The following is a 19,568-nucleotide window of genomic DNA, read 5'->3' on the forward strand; positions in this document are numbered from 1 at the left end:
GTTCGCTGGCCATGCGCAGGTGAATTGCGGCCGGAAAATGCGGCGCGGATCACCCAAAGAAGCGGCGCTTGCCAAGGGCTTGCACCGCCCCTCCACCGCACGCCACAGGAACGAAGGGGAGTGGACCTGCCGCCAGACCTAGCAGCCGTGGGCGTCTCCGCAAGCATTAGCGATGGAACCGTAAGCCGCCCTGTTTATATCTTCTTTTATGCTCGACGTTCTCACCGCCCCCGCCGCCCCTGCGATCAAGCACCGCCAGGATTACCGCCCGCCTGCGTGGCTGGTGCCCAACGTGGCGCTCGATTTCGCGCTGGACCCGGCGGCGACGCGGGTGCGCGCCCGGCTGGAGGTGACGCGCAACGGCGAAGGAGACGCGCCGCTGCGGCTTGATGGCGACGGGCTGACGCCGTTGTCGGTGAGCGTGGACGGCCTGGCGGTGAACGACTGGCGGATCGAGGACGGTCAGCTCGTCGTGCCGCTGACGGGCGACGCGCATGTGATCGAAACCGAGGTGGCAATCGCGCCTGACCAGAATACGCAGCTGATGGGGCTGTATTCCTCGGGCGGGAACCTGTGCACGCAATGCGAGGCGGAAGGCTTTCGCCGCATCACCTTCTTCCCCGACCGGCCCGATGTGCTGGCGACCTATCGCGTCCGCATGACGGCGGACAAGGCGCGCTATCCGGTGCTGCTGGCGAATGGCGATCCTGTGGCGCGCGGCGACAATGACGATGGCACGCACTGGGCCGAGTGGCATGACCCGTTTCCCAAGCCCTCCTATCTGTTCGCGCTGGTGGCGGGGGATCTGGCCTGCAACGCCGGCACGTTCACGACGCGATCGGGGCGCGAGGTGCAGCTTGGCATCTGGGTGCGCGAAGGCGATCTGCCCAAGACCGATCACGCGCTCCACGCGCTGAAAACATCGATGGCGTGGGACGAGCGCGTCTATGGCCGCGAGTACGATCTCGACGTATTCAACATCGTTGCGGTGGACGATTTCAACTTCGGCGCGATGGAGAACAAGGGGCTGAACATCTTCAACAGCCGCTACATCCTGGCCGATCCCGACACCGCGACCGATTACGATTACGATGCGATCGCTGCGGTGGTCGCGCACGAATATTTCCACAACTGGTCGGGCAATCGCATCACCTGCCGCGACTGGTTTCAACTGTCGCTGAAGGAGGGGTTCACCGTCTTTCGCGATCAGGGCTTCTCGGCCGATCAGGGTTCGGCGGCGGTGAAGCGGATCGAGGACGTGCGCGGGCTTCGCGCCAGTCAGTTTCCAGAGGATGCCGGGCCGCTGGCGCATCCGGTGCGCCCGGAAAGCTATCTCGAGATCTCGAATTTCTACACCTCGACGATCTACAACAAGGGCGCCGAGCTGATCCGCATGATGGCGACCATCCTGGGGCCGGAGCGGTTCCGTACCGCGTGCGACCTTTATTTCGATCGCTTCGACGGGACGGCGGCGACGTGCGAGAATTTCGTCGCCTGCATGGAAGAAGGCGGCGGCGTCGACCTTGCGCAATTCCGCCTGTGGTACAGCCAGGCGGGGACGCCGCGCGTGTCGGCGAGCCTCGACCATGACGGCGGGCGTGCGACACTGCGGCTGGCGCAGCAGGTGCCGCCGACGCCGGGGCAATCCGCCAAGGAGCCGATGGTGCTGCCGCTGCGCATCCGCCTGTTTGGGGCGGAAACCGGCCAGCCGCTGGGGCCGGAGCAGCTAGTGCTGCTGAACGAAACGATCGAGACGATCGTGTTCGACGGGATCGCCGAGCGCCCGGTGCTGTCGATCAACCGCGGTTTTTCCGCGCCGGTGACGATCGAGAGCGACCGGACGGCGGCGGACCTCGCGTTTCTCGCGCGGCACGACGACGATCCCTTCGCGCGCTACGAGGCGATGCAGCAGTTGATGCTCGACACGCTGATCGCCGGCGCGGTCGAGGGCGAGGCCGATCACCGCGCGGTAATCGATGCGGTGGCCGACACGCTTGACGATCCGGCGCTTGATCCGGCGTTCGTCGCGGAGGCGGTGCTGCTGCCGTCGGAGAGCTTCGTCGGCGATCAGCTAAGCATTGTCGATCCCGAGGCGATCTATCGCGCGCGCGAAGCACTGCGCGGCGATCTGGGGCGCACGCTCGCCGATCGCTGGCGCACGATCTACGAGGCGAACAGCAGCGATGCGCCATACGCCTATACGCCGGCGGCGAAGGGCGCGCGGCGGATCCGCAACGTGGCACTTGGCTATATCGCCGCATCGGGCGCGAGCGACGCGGCAGAGATGGCGTTCCGCCAGTTCGAGCGGGCCGATAACATGACCGACCGGCAGGGCGCGCTCAGCACGCTGGTGAACGGCGACAGCGATCTGCGCGAGGCGGCACTCGACATTTTCTACAACCGCTATTCGGGCAATGCGCTGGTGCTCGACAAATGGTTTCAGACGCAGGCGCTGTCGACACGCGACGATACGCTGGAAGCCGTAGCGGCGCTGGCCGAGCATCCGAGCTTCACGCTGGCCAACCCGAACCGCGCGCGCAGCCTGATCGGCGCCTTTGCGGTGAACCAGCGCGCGTTCAACCGGGCGGATGGCGCGGGCTATCGCTTCCTGGCGGACCAGCTGATCGCGCTCGACCGGCTCAATCCGCAGACCGCGGCGAAATTGCTGCCGCCGCTCGGCCGCTTCCGCCGTTTCGACCCCGCGCGCGCAGCGCTCATGCGCGCCGAGCTGGAGCGGATCGTGGCGACACCGGGGCTGTCCAAGGACCTGTTCGAACAGGCGTCAAAGAGCCTGGCGGGTTAGAACGCGCCGGGCGTCTCGCGCTGGAAGGTGGCGGGGCGCTCGGGCGTCAGCAAGGTGCGCTGCACGCCGACGTCGCGCACCCGCGCCGCGCTGGCGCTGGGGGCGGCGCCGCCGATCGGGGTGCAGCTGCGCCCGGCGAGGAAGCCCAGCGCCTGACGCACCGATGCCTCGCGCGGGTCGCCGAGCGGGTAGGTGAGGTCGTCGCTCGCCTGGCAGGTCACGGGCATGAAGCGCGCCAGCCCGTTGTAGTAATCGCCCTGGCGATCGGCATTCTGGCTGGCGAAGGCGACGACGCGCAGGCGATCGTCGCAGGCGGCGCGATCGCGCGCGATCTGGCCGACGGGCTTGCCATAAGTGTCCGTGCCGATCAGCGCGACATTGGCGCGGAGATAGGGGATCATCGCGTTGATCACCTTTTCGCTGGCAGACGCCGTGGCGCCGGTGCCGATAAAGGCGATCCGGGTGGGGGAGACCGATTGTGGCTGCGGGGTGAAATATTCGGTGCTGTTCTCTGACGATTTCTCGCGCCGGAAGGTGGTGTAGCTGAACACCTCGCTGCGCTGGCGATTGCCGCCGAGAAGGTCGCCGAGCACCTGCGCGGTGGAGACCAGCCCGCCGCCATTGTAGCGGAAGTCGACGATGAAATCGGTAATGCCAGCGGCGCGCAGCCGGGCGAAACCGTCGCGCAGCGGCTGTTCGGCGGTGGAGATAAAGGTGCGCAGGTTGACGTAGCCGACGCGGCGGCCCTCATCCTCGATGATCGTGACACCATAGCGCGGGGAGACGGCATCGAGCGTGTAGTCGCGCGGTGTGACGGTGACTTGCCGGCCGGCGCCATTGGGTGCGCGAAGGTCGAGCACGCGGGTGTCGCCGGCTCGCGAGCCGCCCAATGCATCGCTGACCGCCCGCGCGCCGCCGCTGGCATAAAGTGCGCTGACGGTGCGCAGCGGGCTGCCGGGCTGGCCGATGGCGACGATTTCGGTGCCGCGATCGATACCCGCCTCCAGCGCCGCCGTGCCCTCGAACGCTTCGGTGACGAACAGGCGCGCGGAGGCAGGGTCGATCGCGATGCGGAACCCGAAGCCGGCGCTCGACCCGGAGGCGAAATAGGCGTTCTCCTCCGCGATCGAGGTGACATAGGTGAAATAGCGATCCTTGTTCTGCTCGCGCGCGGTGGCGGTGAGCGCATCGACATAGCTTTGCACGTCGCCATAGCGGCTTGCGTCGAGGCTGGCGGGCAGCGTGTCGGGGAACAGATACCATTCGCGCAGCTCGGCGTCGGCCCATTGCTGGCGGCTTTGCAGCGAACAGGCGCTGGCGGTGGGTGACGGCGTGGGCGCGGGGGCGGTCGCAACCGGCGTCCCGCTGCTGCTGCCGCCGCCATCGCCGCCGCAGCCCGCCAACACACTCGCCATGCTGATCGCAGCGGCCAATCGACGCATGATACGCTCCCCACAACCTTTTCAGGACAGGTACTTAGCAGCTTGCGGCCATCTTGCCAGCGCCTGCCGCACGGAAGACTCAGCCGAGCAGCGCCAGCGTCGCGGCGTCGGGTTGCCCACCGTAGAAGCGTGCGAGCACCGCATCGAAGCGGTCACGCTCTTTCGTGGCGGCGGCGAACAGCGTCATGGACGAGCGCAGCTTCATGGCGTCGACCGGGCCGAGGATCGTTTCGGCCGATCCAGTGGCGGCGAGCAGGGCGTCGCACGCGTCGGCCAGCCGTGCGGCGAGCAGGGGGTGGCGCAGATAGGCCTCGGCCTCGGCCAGCGAGGCGATGCCGTAATGCTGGGCGGTGGCGCTGCGGCCGAGCGCGCGCAGTTGCGGAAAGACGAACCACATCCAGTGGCTGGTCTTTCGACCGCGGCGCAGCTCCGCCACCGCATCTGCGTGGCTGTTCTCCTGTGCGCTGACGAAGCGGGCGAGATCGAACGGGTCGGAGGCGGGGCTGGTCATGGCGCACAAAACGCGCGGGACGCATCGCGGATGCCGCTGGTGCGTTACGCCGGGGAGAGGAGTTGCGATGCTTGAACATATTCCTGCCTGGCTAGGGCGTACGCTGGGCAATGTGCGCGCCGGCGCCAGCAAATTGGCGATCGTTCAGCCGGAGCTTGGCGGGCGGTTCGATGCGATCGACCTGAGCAGCCCGGCATTCGCGCAGGACGCGCGATTGCCGCCGCGTTTCACCGCGGACGGCGAGGGCGTGTCGCCGCCGCTGGTGTGGGGGCCGCTGCCCGACGGCACGGCGTCGCTCGCGCTGCTGGTCGAGGATGCCGATGCGCCCGCGCCACAGCCGCTGGTCCATGCCATCGTGTGGGGCATGGCGGCAGACGCGGGCCGGCTGGCCGAAGGTGCGATCGTGGCGGACGGTGCCGGCGATGCCGAAACCGGCGATGTCGGCCGCAATTCGTATCTGAGCGAAGGGTGGCTGCCGCCCGATCCGCCGACCGGGCATGGCGAGCATCGCTATGTGTTTCAGCTGTTCGCGCTGGATGCGGGGGTCGAGGACCCTGGCGAGTCGCCCGGCCGAAGCGCGCTGATCCGGGCGATGGCGGGGCATGTGCTGGCAGCGGGGCTGCTGATCGGCACCTATTCGCGTGGCGAAGACGCGGCGGTGGGCGGCACTCAGACGACGCTTGCCGCGACATCCATATAGGCGAGCACGGCGCAGGTGCTCAGCATGGACACGAGCGCGATCGAGAATGAGCGGATCATGAGACGGTCCCTCCTTTGCTAAGCTGGCGTTCCGGTCAGGCGACCGGAACGACCGGAACAGCAGCGCTGATCATCAGGGCGGCGAAAACAAAGGCGCTGGCGAGGCTGGCGACCTGAAGGCGAAGCTGGTGACGATAGGTCATGATGGTAACTCCCTGATGGCGGCACCGAACCATTCGGTACCGATGCCAATGATATTGCAGGGGGCGTGCCAATTTGTTCAGCAGCGATAAATCAACCACTTAGCGACAGGAGATCCTGGCGTTGGCGCCTTTCGCCAGATCGGATTGGCGGATTACGCCATCAAGCGGCGGCTAGTGCGCGATTGCGACCTGACGCCTTGGCCCGATACATTGCAGCGTCCGCACGGGCGAAAACGGCCTCGCGCGGCTCGTCGCTGGTGCCGGCGGAGACGCCGGCGGAAATGGTGATGGCCCCGATCGGCGCATCAGTGGCCCGCGAGCGAAAGCGGCGCGCGGCCACGGCGCTGCGCGCGCGATCGACCATGGCCACGGCCGCGTCCAGGTCGACGCCGACGAACATCAGCGCGAACTCTTCGCCGCCGTAGCGTGCCACCATCGCATTGCCGCACTCGCCGGCGATCGACGAGCCAACGGCGCGCAGCACGCGATCGCCCACCGCATGGCCGAAATCGTCGTTCACGCGCTTGAAGTGATCGATATCGCACACCGCGAGGGCGACGGGGGTGCCAGGGGATAAGGCGGCATAGGCTTCGTCAAAAGCGCGGCGGTTTGCCAATTCGGTGAGCGGGTCAAGGCGGGCGGTGCCGTTCGCCTTGTCCAAGGCGCTGCGCAGCGCCTCCGCCTCCTGCTCCGCTGCCGCCATGCGGTGCTCGGCGACGTTGGCGCGATCGATCATCGCCGCGGTGAGGCGGAACACTTCGTCGAAATCGGTCGTGGCGCGCGAATCGCGCATGGCAGCGGCGCTGGCGGCAAGCTCTCGCCCGAAGCCGCTGGTTTCGGCATGGATCGAGCGAACCGCGCGCGAGAAATCGGCCACCTGCATCTCGGCACGGGCGACGATTGCTTCCGCCTCGTTTTTACCGTTTGACTGGGATGGCCGCGGCGCGGCGGTGGGCATGCCGTCGTGCAGCGACACCAGCGCGGCCGTGCCGGCTGTCGGGGTGCCGCCGAGCGCAGCGATATCCTGCGACGTGAGCCGCACCCCGCCGTCGGTGAGCGCCGCCACCGAGCGCGCCAGCGCGCCTGCAGGATCGCTTACGACCCGGAACGCGAAGGCGTAATTGGCCGGGTCGACGCTCAGCTTCTGCTCGCACAGAAAACGGCCGATCGCGCGATACAGCTCAGCCTCTTGTTGCGTGAGGAACTCCGCCATGTGCCCGCCCCATCTCGCCCTGGCCGCCGTGTGGGCATCGCGCCCCGTGATTCTCCTTATGCACCCGATAAACTAAAATAAAGTTGCAGAGGTTACGGCTCCGGTCAGGAGCGGGGAAGTCGCTTCACTGCTTCCAGCGTCAGCGCGACGTGGCGATCGGCCGAGAGATCGTCGTGCACATATGCGATACGGCCGGTGCGATCGATGACGTAGCTGGTGCGGCGGGTGGCATCGCGGCCCTTGATCTGGCGGCCAAGCGCCACGTCATAGCCGGCGACGACGCGCGGGCCGGCGCTTGCCACGGGGAACTTGCCGGCGCATTCAGCAGCGGAAAACTTGGTGAGATCCTCCACCGTGTCCGCCGACATGCCGATGACGGTGGCGCCGGCGGCGCGAAAGGCGGCGATGTTCTCGGCAAAGGCGCGTGCCTCGGCATTGCAGCCCGACGTGAAGGCGGCGGGGAAGAAGTACAGCACCACCGGGCCCTTCTTGAGCTGGCGCGCGAGATTGATGTTCACCACCTTGCCGGCGACCGCGCCGCGGGTGGTGAAATCGGGCGCCTTGGCACCGACCGGCAGAACGGCAGCAGCAGGTGCGGCGATGGCAAGCGAGATCGTGGCGGCAGCGGCGGCAAGATAGTGGCGCATGGGAGTCTCCCGAAAACTGCCGCTGTTCTAGCGCTGCGCGGCGCGGCGCGATAGGGCATGTCGCATGCCGATCCGCCAAGCCGACCTCGACCTCGCCCACCGCCTCGCCGATGCTGCGGGCGACGCGATCCGCCCCTATTTTCGCGGCGAGCTCGGCACCGAGATCAAGGCGGATCATTCGCCGGTCACGCTGGCCGATCGCGCGGCGGAGGCGGCGATGCGGCGGATCCTCGACGCCGAGGCACCCGGCGACGCGATCCATGGCGAGGAATATGGCATCAAGGAGGGTGTGACTGGGCGCACCTGGGTGCTCGATCCGATCGACGGCACGCGCAGCTTCACCGTTGGGCGCGCGATCTTCGGGACTTTGGTGGCGCTGGTCGAGGATGGCTGGCCGGTGATGGGGGTGATCGACCAGCCGGTGCAGCGCGAACGCTGGATCGGCGCGGCGGGGCGGCCGACCCTGTTCAACGGCGCGCCGGCGAAAACGCGCACCTGCCGCGAAGTGGAGGGGGCGATCCTGGCGACGACCAGCCCGCATGCCTTCAACGACGACGAGGTGCCGCATTTCCTGGCGCTGGTCGCGGCGGTGTCAGGCGGGCATGCGCGGCAGGGGCCGGTCTATGGCGGCGACTGCTACAATTACGGGCTGCTGGCGAGCGGGCACCTCGACATCGTGTGCGAGGGCGGGCTGGCGCTGTACGATTTCGCCGCGCTTGCACCGATCGTCGAAGGCGCGGGCGGGCGGATGTGCGACTGGAACGGCGACCCGCTGACCGCGGCGAGCACGGGGCAGGTGCTGGCGATCGGCGATCCGGCGCGGATGGACGAGGTGCTGGAGGCGCTGCACGCGGCCTCGGGTGGGCATGACCATGGGCACGGGCACCACGATCATTGAGCCGGATACGGAGAGGACGCGGGCGCGCCCTCCCCGTCGCTGGATGAGGGTCAGGCGACTGTCAGCGCCAGCTTCCCGTCGCCCTCGTCGACGTTGATCGTGCTGCCGTCCTTCACGTCGCCGCGCAGGATGAGATCGGCGAGCGGATCCTGAAGGTAGCGCTGCACGGCGCGTTTCAGCGGGCGGGCGCCGTACACGGGATCGTAGCCGACACGGCCGAGCCACGCGCGCGCCGCATCGGTGAGGTCGAGCGTGACCTTGCGATCGGCGAGCAGCTTGCCGACGCGCGCCACCTGGATGTCGACGATCGGCCCCATGTGCGCCTGACCCAGACGGTGGAAGAGGATGATCTCGTCGAGCCGGTTGAGGAATTCCGGGCGGAAGTGCGCGCGGACGATCTCCATCACCTGCGGCTCGACCGTCTCGACATCCTCGCCCTCGCCGAGATTGGCGAGATACTGGCTGCCGAGGTTCGACGTCAGGATGATCAGCGTGTTCGAGAAGTCGACCGTGCGGCCCTGGCCATCGGTGAGGCGGCCATCGTCGAGCACCTGGAGGAGGACGTTGAACACGTCGCCATGCGCCTTCTCCACCTCGTCGAACAGCACGACCTGGTACGGCCGGCGCCGCACCGCTTCGGTCAGCACGCCGCCTTCCTCATAGCCGACGTAGCCCGGCGGTGCGCCGATCAGCCGCGCGACGGCGTGCTTCTCCATGAACTCGCTCATGTCGATGCGGACCATCGCGTTGGGATCGTCGAACAGGAATTCGGCGAGCGCCTTGGTCAGCTCGGTCTTGCCGACGCCCGTCGGGCCGAGGAACAGGAACGAGCCCAAAGGCCGGTTCGGATCCTGCAGCCCGGCGCGCGCGCGGCGAACGGCGGTGGAGACGGCGCGCACCGCATCGGCCTGGCCGATCACGCGCTTGCCGATCACTTCCTCCATCTTGAGGAGCTTGTCGCGCTCGCCCTCCATCATCCGCTCGACCGGGATGCCGGTCCAGCGGGCGACCACGCCGGCGATGTCCTCGGCGGTCACTTCCTCGCGCAGCATGGCGTTGGCCGCGGCGCCTTCCGCCTCGGCAAGCTGCTTTTCGAGCGCGGGGATGCGGCCGTAGGAAAGCTCGCCCGCCTTGGCGAGGTCGCCCTGGCGCTGCGCCTGCTCAAGCTCCAACCGCGCGGCGTCGAGCTGTTCCTTGAGCTTCGCCTCACCCGCCAGCTTGTCCTTCTCGGACTGCCAGCGCTGCGTCAGCTCGGCGGACTGCTGCTCGAGGTTGGCGAGCTCGTCCTCGATCTTCTCCAGCCGGTCCTGCGAGGCCTCGTCAGTCTCGCGGCGCAGGCCCTCGCGCTCGATCTTCAAGCGCAGGATGCGGCGGTCGAGCGTCTCGATCTCCTCGGGCTTGGATTCCACCTCCATGCGGATGCGGCTCGCGGCCTCGTCCATCAGATCGATCGCCTTGTCGGGCAGAAATCGATCGGTGATGTAGCGGTTCGACAGCGTCGCGGCGGAGACGAGCGCGCCGTCGGTGATGCGCACGCCGTGGTGAAGCTCGTACTTCTCCTTCAGCCCGCGCAGGATCGAGATCGTGTCCTCCACCGTCGGCTCGCCGACGAAGACGGGCTGGAAGCGCCGCTGGAGCGCGGGATCCTTCTCGACGTACTTGCGATATTCGTCGAGCGTGGTCGCGCCGACGCAGTGCAGCTCACCGCGCGCGAGCGCCGGCTTCAGCAGATTGCCGGCGTCCATCGCGCCTTCGGATTTGCCGGCGCCGATCAGCTGGTGCATCTCGTCGATGAAAAGGATGATGTCGCCCTCGGCGGCCTTCACCTCGTCGATCACGCCCTTCAGCCGCTCCTCGAACTCGCCGCGATATTTCGCGCCCGCGATCAGCGCGCCCATGTCGAGCGCCATGAGCGTCTTGTTCTTGAGCGTATCGGGCACGTCGCCATTGGCGATGCGCAGCGCCAGGCCCTCAGCGATGGCGGTCTTGCCGACGCCGGGTTCGCCGATCAGCACGGGGTTGTTCTTGGTGCGGCGGGCGAGGACCTGGATGGTGCGGCGGATTTCCTCGTCGCGGCCGATCACCGGATCGAGCTTGCCGGCGCGCGCCGCCTCGGTGAGGTCGCGCGCGAACTTCTTGAGCGCATCATAGCGATCCTCGGCGGTCGCGGTGTCGGCGGTGCGGCCGCCGCGCAGGTCGTTGATCGCGCTGTTGAGCGCGTCGGCACGGACGCCGGCGGCCTGCAGCGCCTTGCCTGCCGGCGTGTTGAGCGACAGTGCGAGCGCGACCAGCAGGCGCTCGACGGTGACGTAGCTGTCGCCGGCCTTCTGCGCGATCTGCTCGGCCTGGTCGAGCACGCGCACGGCATCGTTGTTGAGCCCCGGCGTCGACTGCGCGCCCGAGCCGCTGACGGCGGGGATGCGGGCGAGCGCGGCGTCGGTTTCGGTCACGGCGCGGCGCGCGTCACCGCCCGCGGCCTGGATGAGGCCGGCGGCCATCCCCTGCTCGTCCTCAAGCAGCGCCTTCAATAGATGCTCGGGCGCGATCTGCTGATGGCTCATGCGGATCGCAACGGTTTGCGCCGATTGGAGGAAGCCCTTGGCGCGATCGGTGAATTTCTCGAGGTTCATGGGTGTCCCTGTTTCCTTCGAGCATCATGTGGTGTTGCTGATATGCAACACAAGGGTGGGTCTGTTAGAAAGATGGAGAGCCGGTGGGCGCGCGTCCAGTGGTTGACGCGGATCGGGCGATCGGCTCCGTTGACTGGAAAGAGGACGGGAGCGGATCATGAAGGCTTTGCGGTATTTCGGCGCGCGCGACATCCAGTACGGAACGACTGACGATGCCGTGTTGCAGGACGACCGCGACGTGCTGGTCCGCGTGAAGCATTGCGCGATCTGCGGCAGTGATCTGCACATCTACCACGGCCATGGCTTTTCCGAGGACAGGGGCTTTTGCGTCGGGCACGAGGCGGTCGGTGAGGTAGTCGAGACCGGGCGCGCGGTGCGCACGCTGAAGTCGGGCGACCGGGTGATGATCTCCGCCGCGGTCGGCTGTGGCGCCTGCCCCGGCTGCCTGATGGGGCGGGTGCATGAATGCGAGAACAACGGTTCGGGCTGCTACGGGCTGTCAGCCGCGCTGCAGGGCAGCCAGGCGGAAGCGGTGCGCGTGCCGGCGGGCGACGTGAACGCGCGGCGCATCCCGGAAGGGATCAGCGACGAACAGGCGCTGATGCTGACCGATGCGCTGCCGACGAGCTGGATGGCGGTGCGCAATGCCGACATCAAGCCGGGCGCGAGCGTCGCGGTGGTGGGGCTCGGCCCGATCGGGCTGATGGCGGTGGAGGGTTGCTTCGCGATGGGGGCGGGGCGGGTCTATGCGATCGATCTGGTGCCCGAGCGGCGCGCGATTGCTGAGGGGCTTGGCGCGGTCGGCGTCGATCCGGGCGAGGCGGTGGCGTTCATCCGCGAAGACACCAAGGGCCGGATGTGCAGCAGCGTCGTCGAGGCGGTGGGCGCTGACGCGACGATCGACCTGTCGCTTCGGCTGGTGGGGAAATGGGGCACCGTCTCCTGCCTTGGCGTCAACCAGACGCGGCGCTTCCCCTTTCCGATGGAGCGCGCCTTCGCCAGCGGGCTGACGTTCCGCACCGGCACCTGCTCCGTGCCGCATTGGTGGCAGGAACTGATCCCGATGGTGCAAAAGGGGCAGCTGAAGCCCGAACGCTACATCTCACACCGCCTGCCGCTGTCGCAGGGCGCGGAGGCATACGCGATCCTCGACCGACGCGAGGCGCTGAAGGTGGTGATGACGCCGGAATAGCGGTATAAGCGCCGTCAAAGCACGACAATGGAGAGAGAGTCATGGCCACGCTGGCATCGGTCGACAACAGCAACCAATATGCTCCCGGTGAGTGGGAGGCGCGGGTCGATCTCGCGGCGGCCTATCGGCTGGTGGCGCTATATGGCTGGGACGACCTGATCTTCACGCATTTGTCGGCGCGCGTGCCCGGGCCGGAGCATCATTTCCTCATCAATCCTTACGACATGATGTTCGAGGAGATCACCGCGTCGAGCCTCGTGAAGATCGATGTCGAGGGCAAGCCGGTCGGCCACAGCGATCATCCGGTAAATCCGGCGGGCTTCACCATCCACTCGGCGATCCACATGGCCCGCGAGGATGCCGCGGCGGTGATGCATCTCCATACGCCGCATGGGCAGGCGGTGAGCGCGATGGAATTCGGGCTGTTGCCGCACACCCAGACGGCGATGATCGCGCAGCACAATGTTGCCTATCACGATTATGAGGGCATCGCGACCGACCTCGATGAGCGCGAGCGGCTGGTGCAGGACATTGGCGACAAGCACGCGATGATCCTGCGTAATCACGGCACGCTGGCGGTGGGCGACAGCGTCGCGTCATGCTTCCTGCGGCTCTACTTCCTGGAGCGCGCATGCGAGGCGCAGGTGCTGATGCTGTCGGCGGGGCGCGAGAATTTGAACAACCCGCCGCAGGGCGTCGAGGACAAGGTCGCCGGGCAAAGCGCACCGGTGGGCATGGGCAAGTTGGCCGAGAAGCTCGCCTGGCCGGCGCTGCTGCGCAAGCTCGACCGGATTGATCCCAGCTTCCGCAACTGACGGATCAGCGGTCGTCCGACCCCTTCCCGATCGGCGGGGGGGCGGGATGGCCGCCGCTGGCCTGTGGCAGCACGAGACAGGCGCGCGTTTCGATGCCGCCGGTTACCGCGTAGCTGCCGCCGGTCTGGCGCGCGAGCATGGTGGCGATCGACAGCCCAAGGCTGTCCGTCGCCTCCACGGTGAAGTCGGGCGGTAGCGTGCCGCCGTTATCGACGACGCTGATCTGGATCTCGCGGCCATCCGCCAGCACCTCGATCGCGATGGCGGGGGCGCGGTGATCGGGTAGGCCGTGTTCGATGGCATTGGCGATCGATTCGGCGACGACGAGCGCGACGGGGAGCGCCTGTTCGGTCGAGAGCTTGAGGTCGGGGGGACAATCTACGCGCCGGGCGATGTCGCTGCGGCCGTTCGCCTCCACCACGTCGTCGAGCAGCGCGGTGAGGAAGGCGGCGAGATCGCGGCCATTCTCGTCACTGTCGTAGAGGCGGCGGCTGATCCGGCCGATCAGCGCGACGCGCTGCGATGCCTCGGCAAGCGTGGCGGCGGCCTGCGGATCGGTAACGCGCCGACGTTGCAGTGCGAGCAGGCCGGCGACCGCCTGAAGATTGTTCGAGACGCGGTGTTGCAGCTCGTCGAACAGCAAGGCGCGGGTATGGGCAAGGGCGGCGTTGCGTTCGCGCTCCGCCGCGAGATAGCCGTTGGCGCGCTGGAGCCAGTGGATGATCAGGACGTCGGTGACCACCACCAGGGCGTAGAAGCCCATCGCGGCGAGCGAGCCGGCATCCAGCTTGAACGTATAGGCGGGCGGGATGAAGTAATACCAGGAAAGCACGCCGCCGAGCGCCGCCGCGACGGCGCCGTAGCGGGCGCCCAGCAGCACCGACACCAGGATGACCGCGGGAAAGAAGGTGAGGAAGGGAAAGCCGGATGGCAGCGTTGCGTCGGCGGCATGCCGGAGCCACAACGCGAGGCCGACAGCCGCGATCGTGGCGATCCAGGCCATCAGCGGCCGAGCGGCAAACGGAAAGCGATCGAGCGGCAGAACAGACCCTTGCTGCGATAGTGGCCCCACCCACCGCTTGCGCCTCTAGAACGCAAAGTCCGCCCCGTCGAGCCGCTGCCTGCGCCGCTGGCGGTCGGCCGAGATCATTCCCACCAAGGGTAGCCGGGCGGCATGTCCTGCGGCACGCGGCCGGGAAAGGCGGGCGCGCGCTTCTCCAGGAATGCCGCGACGCCCTCGCGTACGTCCGGGCCGGCGCCGAGCGTCATGGCGAACCTGCCGTCGACCTGGAGTGCGCTGGCGGGCGACGCCTCGCTGGCGAAGCGCCATAACATCTGCCGGGTGAGCGCGATCGAGACGGGCGCGGTGTTTTCGGCGATCTCCAGCGCGATCTCACGCGCGCGCGCCATCAATTCCTCGGCGGGCACCACCTCGCTGACGAGGCCGCCCATCTGCGCCTCGGCCGCGTTGAAGACCTTACCCGACAGGCACCAGCGCAGTGCCTGCGGCAGGCCGACGATCTGCGGCAGGAACCAGGCGCTGCCCGCCTCCGGCACCAGGCCGCGGCGCGCGAAGACGAAGCCGAAGCGCGCGCCGTCCGCCGCGATGCGGATGTCGCACGGCAGGGTCAGCGTGGCGCCGACGCCGACCGCCGCGCCGTTGATCGCGGCGATCACCGGCTTGGGGCTGTCGAACAAGGCACCGACGAAGCCACCGCCGTCCTGCCGCGGCTTGCCCTCGGCGGCGAAATTCGGCCCGCCGCTGCCGAAGCTGTCGGCGCCGCCCGAAATGTCCGCCCCGGCGCAGAAGCCGCGGCCTTCGCCGGTGAGGATGATGACGCGCACCTGCTCCTCGGCGCCGGCCTTGCGAACAGCCTCCGCAAGCTCGGCGCCCATCACGGCGGTATAGGCGTTCAGCTTGTCGGGACGGGCGAGCATGATCGTCGCGATCGGCCCGTCGATCGTGTAGCGGATCTGTTCAAAGGTCATCACCCTCTCCTTTTTTGCGGATCATCTGTCCGCTTGGGCGAGGGCATAACCTGTTGCGCCGCCTTGCGCCATGCAGTGGCTGCGGATCGCCAAAGCGGCTTTCCCATGGGCGCCGCGCGGCCTAACGAAGGGGCATGTGGCAGCTCTATCAATTCCCCCTATGTCCGTTCACCCGCAAGGTGCGCATCCTGCTGGGCGAGAAGGACGTCGGCTATGAGCTGGTGCGCGAGATCCCCTGGGCGCGGCGCGACGAGTTCCTCGACATGAACCCCGCCGGCCAGACGCCGGTGATGGTGGATGGCGAGCGCGGGACCGTGTTGATCGATTCGGGTGCGATCTGCGAATATTTCGAGGAAACGGTGGATCGTGCCGCGATGATCAACGGATCGGCGGCGAACCGGGCGGAGATCCGCCGGCTCGTCACCTGGTTCGACGCGCAATTCTTTCGCGACGTCAGCCAGCCGCTGATCGAGGAGCGAATGGTGAAGCGGCTGGTACTGCGCCAGTCGCCCAATGCCGCGCGGCTGCGCGAGGCGATGAAATCCGCCATCGGGCACCTCGATTACATCGATTACCTGCTCGATCATCGCAAATGGATGGGGGGGGCGACGATCAGCCTCGCCGATCTGGCGGCGGCGGCGCATATCTCGGTCGCGGACTATCTGGGCGGGATCGACTGGTCGGGGCATACCCATGCCAAGGCGTGGTATTCGGCCTTCAAGAGCCGCCGCAGCTTTCGCCCGCTGCTCGCCGAGCGGATGAGCGGGATCGAGCCGCCCAGCTATTACGAGAATCCGGATTTCTGATGCACGCAAACCATGATGAGGCGGCGTCCGCCGCGGATACGATCGGCTTTGACGATTTCCTAAAGGTCGACATTCGGGTGGGCACGATCGTGTCGGCCGAATCCTTTCCCGAGGCGCGCAAGCCGGCGCTGAAGCTGGTGATCGATTTCGGGCCGGTGATCGGGCGCAAGAAGAGCTCGGCGCAGATCACCGAGAACCATGCGGCCGAGGAATTGATCGGACGGCAGGTGATGGCGGTGGTGAACTTTCCACCGCGGCAGATCGGGCCGGTGATGAGCGAGGTGCTGACGCTGGGGTTTCCGGACGCGCAGGGCAAGGTCGTGCTGGCAGCGCCGGTGCTGGGCGTGCCGGATGGGGGGCGGTTGTTTTAGGAGTGGATGGGGAGGCCGCAGCATCGAAGTCCCGATTGAGGCTTCTTGGCTTAGTTTTGTTGGGCCTGGTCACTTTTCTAGCAATTGCCATCGTTCTTGAAGACCGCGCAGGCGTGCCCTTCGACACAACGTACCGTATTGGGTGCGCTATAGTATGTCTGTGGTTCATACGTGATTTCGAGAGGCAGTTTCCCGGCCGTTTTGGGCTTAGTCTCTATCTCGCTCTAGTCCTGAACATCGGGCTTTTCTTCACGCCCCTCGTGGATCGGCCAGCATCCCGTGGCGAGCTAATGCTGTTCATGCTGCCGGACGCCATCGTCGTTCTTGGTGTGGAGATCGTGACCTGTGAAGTCCGGGACGATCGTCAGCGGGCGAACAGGCAAATGATGATCCTGGCGCTGGTGGTAGCGCTCATCCTCTGTGCCGTCCTGTTTGGCTTGGCCCTTACGGAAGCAAGGGGCGTGGCCAGAGCATAGCTTCGACGATGCCCTTCGCGCCACACGATTTGCCCCGCTGATTCAGGGCTAAAGCCCCAGCACCTGTTTCGCGATGATGTTGCGCTGGATCTCGTTGGAGCCGGCGTAGATCGGGCCGGCGCGCTCGTTCATGTAGCGCAAGGGGGCGAGCGCGTGCCATTCCTCGCCGGAGACATAGCCGTCTTCGGGCGGATGGTGGCGGGGCACCGGGCCGCCAGGCATGGTGGCGTGCGGTTGATAGACGAGGCCGCGGTCGCCGGCGGCTTCCATGGTCAGTTCGGTCAGCGTACCGGCGAGTTCGGTGCCCATGATCTTCATCATGGAGGATAAAGCGCCGACGCTGCCGTCGCCGTCGGCGGCGGAGAGCAGGCGAAGCTCCATGATCTCCAGCACGTCGGCGCGGATGCGGGCGCGGGCGAGCTTGGCGGCGAAGACGGGGTCGTCGATGAGCGGCGCGCCGTCGCTGCCGGTGGTTTCGGCGGCGTGGCGGGCGATCGCGTCGGCGCGCGCCTTCAGCGCGGGGGCATAGGCGTTGCCGCCGCGTTCGAACTCGAGAAGGTACTTCGCGACGCTCCAGCCGCGGTTGATCTCGCCCATGACGTTCGCCTTGGGCACGCGCACGTCGGTGAAGAAGACGGCGTTCTGGATCTGCTCGCCCGACGACATGGTGAAGGGCCGGACCTCGACGCCGGGCGTCGTCATATCGATGAGGAGGAAGGTGATGCCCTGCTGCGGGCGGCCTTCCTTGGACGTGCGCACCAGCGCGAAGATCCAATTCGCCTCGTTGGCGTGGGTGGTCCACACCTTTTGGCCGTTGATGATGAGATCGTCGCCATCCTCGACCGCGCTGGTCTGCAGACTGGCGAGATCGCTGCCCGAGCCGGGCTCGGAATAGCCCTGACAGAAGAAGATTTCGCCCGAAAGGATGCGCGGCAGGAAGAAGCGCTGCTGCTCGACCGTGCCGTATTTCATGATGACGTATGCCACCATCGAGATACCCATCGGCGAGAGGCCGGGGGCGCCGGCGGCGATGCGCTCGCGGTTCCAGATGTAATGCTGCGCCACCGTCCAGTCAGTGCCGCCATGCTCGGGCGCCCAATGCGGTGCGGCCCAGCCCTTCTTCACGAGGATCTCCTGCCATTTCATGCTGGCATGGTGATCGGCATAGACGCTGGTGGAGAGGCGGCCGGCGCGTTGCAGGTCGGGGGTCAGGCTGGTGGAGAGAAAATCGCGGACTTCGGCCTCAAACGCCTGTTCCTCCGGGCTCCAGTTCAGGTCCATTCCCGCTCTCCTCTTTGCGTCGCGGGGTTGCACCCCCGTCATCAAGGTCTATGTCGCAGCCGTTTGATAGATCCGCAAGGCGAGTGCACCTGATGGCTGACGAATTCGACTATGACGTTCTCGTGATCGGCGCCGGTCCGGGCGGCTATGTCGCGGCGATCCGGGCGGCGCAGCTGGGGCTGAAGGTGGCGTGCGCAGAAAGCCGCGAGACACTGGGCGGCACCTGCCTCAACGTCGGCTGCATCCCGTCCAAGGCGATGCTGCACGCCAGCGAATATTTCGACGCGGCGGCGAACGGCACCATGGCCAAGATGGGCATCAAGGTGACGCCGGAGCTCGACCTCGAGGCGATGCACGCGCAGCGGCGCGACTCGGTGAAGGGGCTTACCGGGGGCATCGAATTCCTGTTCAAGAAGAACAAGGTGACGTGGCTGAAGGGCCGCGCGTCGTTCGAGGACGCGCATACCCTGACGGTCGGCGACCAGAAGGTGACGGCAAAAAACGTCGTGATCGCAACGGGTTCGAGCGTGACGCCGCTGCCGGGCGTGGAAATCGACCAGAAGGTGGTGGTCGATTCGACCGGCGCGCTGGAGCTGCCCAAGGTGCCCGAGCACATGGTGGTGATCGGTGGCGGCGTGATCGGGCTGGAGCTTGGCTCGGTCTGGCGGCGGCTGGGGGCGAAGGTGACGTGCGTCGAGTTCCTCGACCAGATCCTGCCGGGCTTCGACGGGGATATCCGCAAGGAGTCTAACAAGATCTTCAAGAAGCAGGGGATCGAGTTCAAGCTGGGCACCAAGGTGACCAATGTTGCCGTGAACGGTGACAAGGCGACGCTGACGGTCGAGCCGGCCGCCGGTGGCGAGGCGTCGACGATCGAGGCGGATTGCGTGCTGGTGTCGATCGGCCGCAAGCCGAACACCGACGGCCTGGGTCTGGAGAAGATCGGCCTTTCCCCGAACAACCGCGGCCAGATCGAAACCGATCACGATTTCCGCACCTCGGTTTCGGGCGTCTGGGCGATCGGCGACGTCATTCCGGGCCCGATGCTGGCGCACAAGGCCGAGGACGAGGGCATTGCCGTCGCGGAGAATATCGCGGGCCAGCACGGCATCGTGAACCATGATGTGATCCCGTCGGTGGTCTACACTTGGCCGGAGGTCGCGGGCGTCGGGCTGACCGAGGAAGCCGCCAAGGAGAAGGGCGAGATCAAGGTCGGCAAGTTCCCGATGATGGCGAACAGCCGCGCCAAGACCAACCACGAGCCCGACGGCTTCGTGAAGGTGATCGCGGATGCCAAGACCGACCGCGTGTTGGGCGTGTGGTGCATCGCGAGCGTCGCGGGCACGATGATCGCGCAGGCGGCGCAGGCGATGGAGTTCGGCGCGACCAGCGAGGACATCGCCTACACCTGCCACGCGCACCCGACGCATTCGGAAGCGGTGAAGGAAGCCGCGATGGCGGTGCAGGGCAAGCCGATCCACATCTGATCGCGGGCGGCGAGGGGTGGTGGCCCCTCGCCAGCCTTGGGTGCGGGCGTTGCCTGCCGGTTGCCTGGCCGTCCGATTGTTGTCGGAGGGGGACGGCTATTTGGC

17 protein-coding genes are annotated in these 19,568 nt (G+C 67.0%); 9 read left to right on the plus strand and 8 right to left on the minus strand.

Annotated elements, in window-relative coordinates:
* The first annotated feature begins 208 nt into the window (after positions 1 to 208).
* Positions 209 to 2,803 carry an aminopeptidase N gene (gene pepN / locus SPDO_RS15430; protein WP_088368422.1) on the plus strand — a complete coding sequence of 865 codons (2,595 nt, stop codon included), beginning with the start codon at positions 209 to 211 and terminating at the stop codon, positions 2,801 to 2,803.
* On the opposite strand, the gene SPDO_RS15435 is transcribed toward pepN, so the two are convergent.
* Together SPDO_RS15435 and SPDO_RS15440 are read right to left on the minus strand one after the other, a co-directional pair.
* The gene (locus tag SPDO_RS15435) at positions 2,800 to 4,245 is read right to left on the minus strand and encodes a S41 family peptidase (protein ID WP_245829572.1); all 1,446 of its coding nucleotides are present in this window, start codon (positions 4,243 to 4,245) and stop codon (positions 2,800 to 2,802) included. The two genes, pepN and SPDO_RS15435, sit on opposite strands and share 4 nt — an antisense overlap.
* Positions 4,246 to 4,324: 79 nt before the next feature.
* On the minus strand, positions 4,325 to 4,756 hold the full coding sequence (locus tag SPDO_RS15440) for a DUF1810 domain-containing protein (protein WP_088368424.1): 432 nt from the start codon (positions 4,754 to 4,756) through the stop codon (positions 4,325 to 4,327).
* Between the two features lie 67 nt (positions 4,757 to 4,823).
* Here SPDO_RS15440 and SPDO_RS15445 point away from each other — a divergent pair, with 67 nt between their 5' ends.
* A complete protein-coding gene (locus SPDO_RS15445) occupies positions 4,824 to 5,456 on the plus strand; it encodes a YbhB/YbcL family Raf kinase inhibitor-like protein (RefSeq protein ID WP_088368425.1) in 633 nt (210 codons plus the stop codon).
* A gap of 362 nt (positions 5,457 to 5,818) precedes the next feature.
* Here the strand turns inward: SPDO_RS15445 and SPDO_RS15450 are convergent, their stop codons facing one another.
* The gene (locus SPDO_RS15450) at positions 5,819 to 6,871 is read right to left on the minus strand and encodes a GGDEF domain-containing protein (protein ID WP_088368426.1); all 1,053 of its coding nucleotides are present in this window, start codon (positions 6,869 to 6,871) and stop codon (positions 5,819 to 5,821) included.
* A gap of 104 nt (positions 6,872 to 6,975) precedes the next feature.
* On the minus strand, positions 6,976 to 7,518 hold the full coding sequence (locus tag SPDO_RS15455; protein WP_088368427.1) for a peroxiredoxin: 543 nt from the start codon (positions 7,516 to 7,518) through the stop codon (positions 6,976 to 6,978).
* A 64-nt stretch (positions 7,519 to 7,582) separates the two neighbouring features.
* Between SPDO_RS15455 and SPDO_RS15460 the strand changes: the two genes are divergently transcribed.
* Positions 7,583 to 8,416, plus strand: coding sequence for an inositol monophosphatase family protein (locus tag SPDO_RS15460; protein ID WP_088368428.1), 834 nt, complete (start codon positions 7,583 to 7,585; stop codon positions 8,414 to 8,416).
* A 50-nt stretch (positions 8,417 to 8,466) separates the two neighbouring features.
* Here the strand turns inward: SPDO_RS15460 and clpB are convergent, their stop codons facing one another.
* The gene (clpB, locus tag SPDO_RS15465) at positions 8,467 to 11,046 is read right to left on the minus strand and encodes an ATP-dependent chaperone ClpB (RefSeq protein WP_088368429.1); all 2,580 of its coding nucleotides are present in this window, start codon (positions 11,044 to 11,046) and stop codon (positions 8,467 to 8,469) included.
* A gap of 157 nt (positions 11,047 to 11,203) precedes the next feature.
* Between clpB and SPDO_RS15470 the strand changes: the two genes are divergently transcribed.
* Both SPDO_RS15470 and SPDO_RS15475 read left to right on the plus strand, forming a co-directional pair.
* Positions 11,204 to 12,238, plus strand: coding sequence for an alcohol dehydrogenase family protein (locus SPDO_RS15470; protein ID WP_088368430.1), 1,035 nt, complete (start codon positions 11,204 to 11,206; stop codon positions 12,236 to 12,238).
* Between the two features lie 41 nt (positions 12,239 to 12,279).
* Positions 12,280 to 13,053, plus strand: coding sequence for a class II aldolase/adducin family protein (locus SPDO_RS15475; protein ID WP_088368431.1), 774 nt, complete (start codon positions 12,280 to 12,282; stop codon positions 13,051 to 13,053).
* 4 nt (positions 13,054 to 13,057) lie between these two features.
* Here the strand turns inward: SPDO_RS15475 and SPDO_RS15480 are convergent, their stop codons facing one another.
* On the minus strand, positions 13,058 to 14,125 hold the full coding sequence (locus SPDO_RS15480) for a sensor histidine kinase (RefSeq protein ID WP_245829574.1): 1,068 nt from the start codon (positions 14,123 to 14,125) through the stop codon (positions 13,058 to 13,060).
* A gap of 74 nt (positions 14,126 to 14,199) precedes the next feature.
* Complete coding sequence (locus SPDO_RS15485; RefSeq protein ID WP_088368433.1) at positions 14,200 to 15,042, minus strand: enoyl-CoA hydratase-related protein; 843 nt, start codon at positions 15,040 to 15,042, stop codon at positions 14,200 to 14,202.
* Positions 15,043 to 15,176: 134 nt separating this feature from the next.
* Between SPDO_RS15485 and SPDO_RS15490 the strand changes: the two genes are divergently transcribed.
* The 3 genes from SPDO_RS15490 to SPDO_RS16750 all read left to right on the plus strand — a co-directional run bounded on the left by SPDO_RS15490 (position 15,177) and on the right by SPDO_RS16750 (position 16,695).
* A complete protein-coding gene (locus SPDO_RS15490) occupies positions 15,177 to 15,848 on the plus strand; it encodes a glutathione S-transferase family protein (protein ID WP_088368434.1) in 672 nt (223 codons plus the stop codon).
* Positions 15,848 to 16,219 carry a tRNA-binding protein gene (locus SPDO_RS15495; protein ID WP_088368435.1) on the plus strand — a complete coding sequence of 124 codons (372 nt, stop codon included), beginning with the start codon at positions 15,848 to 15,850 and terminating at the stop codon, positions 16,217 to 16,219. The genes SPDO_RS15490 and SPDO_RS15495 overlap by 1 nt, the downstream gene beginning before the upstream one ends.
* A gap of 290 nt (positions 16,220 to 16,509) precedes the next feature.
* Complete coding sequence (locus SPDO_RS16750) at positions 16,510 to 16,695, plus strand: hypothetical protein (protein ID WP_143559677.1); 186 nt, start codon at positions 16,510 to 16,512, stop codon at positions 16,693 to 16,695.
* Positions 16,696 to 16,743: 48 nt separating this feature from the next.
* Here the strand turns inward: SPDO_RS16750 and SPDO_RS15505 are convergent, their stop codons facing one another.
* Complete coding sequence (locus tag SPDO_RS15505; protein ID WP_088368437.1) at positions 16,744 to 17,976, minus strand: acyl-CoA dehydrogenase family protein; 1,233 nt, start codon at positions 17,974 to 17,976, stop codon at positions 16,744 to 16,746.
* A gap of 92 nt (positions 17,977 to 18,068) precedes the next feature.
* On the opposite strand from SPDO_RS15505, the gene lpdA reads away from it, so the two are divergent.
* On the plus strand, positions 18,069 to 19,463 hold the full coding sequence (gene lpdA / locus SPDO_RS15510; RefSeq protein WP_088368438.1) for a dihydrolipoyl dehydrogenase: 1,395 nt from the start codon (positions 18,069 to 18,071) through the stop codon (positions 19,461 to 19,463).
* The last annotated feature ends 105 nt before the right edge of the window (positions 19,464 to 19,568 follow it).

The organism is Sphingomonas dokdonensis, from assembly GCF_002197685.1.
In the GTDB taxonomy this organism is placed as follows: domain Bacteria; phylum Pseudomonadota; class Alphaproteobacteria; order Sphingomonadales; family Sphingomonadaceae; genus Sphingomonas; species Sphingomonas dokdonensis.

Bases quoted from the DNA above. Each gene is read 5' to 3' on its own strand.
- pepN (WP_088368422.1), top strand. From the start codon at position 209: ATGCTCGACGTTCTCACCGCCCCCGCCGCCCCTGCGATCAAGCACCGC.
- SPDO_RS15435 (WP_245829572.1), bottom strand. From the start codon at position 4,245: ATGCGTCGATTGGCCGCTGCGATCAGCATGGCGAGTGTGTTGGCGGGC.
- SPDO_RS15440 (WP_088368424.1), bottom strand. From the start codon at position 4,756: ATGACCAGCCCCGCCTCCGACCCGTTCGATCTCGCCCGCTTCGTCAGC.
- SPDO_RS15445 (WP_088368425.1), top strand. From the start codon at position 4,824: ATGCTTGAACATATTCCTGCCTGGCTAGGGCGTACGCTGGGCAATGTG.
- SPDO_RS15450 (WP_088368426.1), bottom strand. From the start codon at position 6,871: ATGGCGGAGTTCCTCACGCAACAAGAGGCTGAGCTGTATCGCGCGATC.
- SPDO_RS15455 (WP_088368427.1), bottom strand. From the start codon at position 7,518: ATGCGCCACTATCTTGCCGCCGCTGCCGCCACGATCTCGCTTGCCATC.
- SPDO_RS15460 (WP_088368428.1), top strand. From the start codon at position 7,583: ATGCCGATCCGCCAAGCCGACCTCGACCTCGCCCACCGCCTCGCCGAT.
- clpB (WP_088368429.1), bottom strand. From the start codon at position 11,046: ATGAACCTCGAGAAATTCACCGATCGCGCCAAGGGCTTCCTCCAATCG.
- SPDO_RS15470 (WP_088368430.1), top strand. From the start codon at position 11,204: ATGAAGGCTTTGCGGTATTTCGGCGCGCGCGACATCCAGTACGGAACG.
- SPDO_RS15475 (WP_088368431.1), top strand. From the start codon at position 12,280: ATGGCCACGCTGGCATCGGTCGACAACAGCAACCAATATGCTCCCGGT.
- SPDO_RS15485 (WP_088368433.1), bottom strand. From the start codon at position 15,042: ATGACCTTTGAACAGATCCGCTACACGATCGACGGGCCGATCGCGACG.
- SPDO_RS15490 (WP_088368434.1), top strand. From the start codon at position 15,177: ATGTGGCAGCTCTATCAATTCCCCCTATGTCCGTTCACCCGCAAGGTG.
- SPDO_RS15495 (WP_088368435.1), top strand. From the start codon at position 15,848: ATGCACGCAAACCATGATGAGGCGGCGTCCGCCGCGGATACGATCGGC.
- SPDO_RS16750 (WP_143559677.1), top strand. From the start codon at position 16,510: ATGCTGTTCATGCTGCCGGACGCCATCGTCGTTCTTGGTGTGGAGATC.
- SPDO_RS15505 (WP_088368437.1), bottom strand. From the start codon at position 17,976: ATGGACCTGAACTGGAGCCCGGAGGAACAGGCGTTTGAGGCCGAAGTC.
- lpdA (WP_088368438.1), top strand. From the start codon at position 18,069: ATGGCTGACGAATTCGACTATGACGTTCTCGTGATCGGCGCCGGTCCG.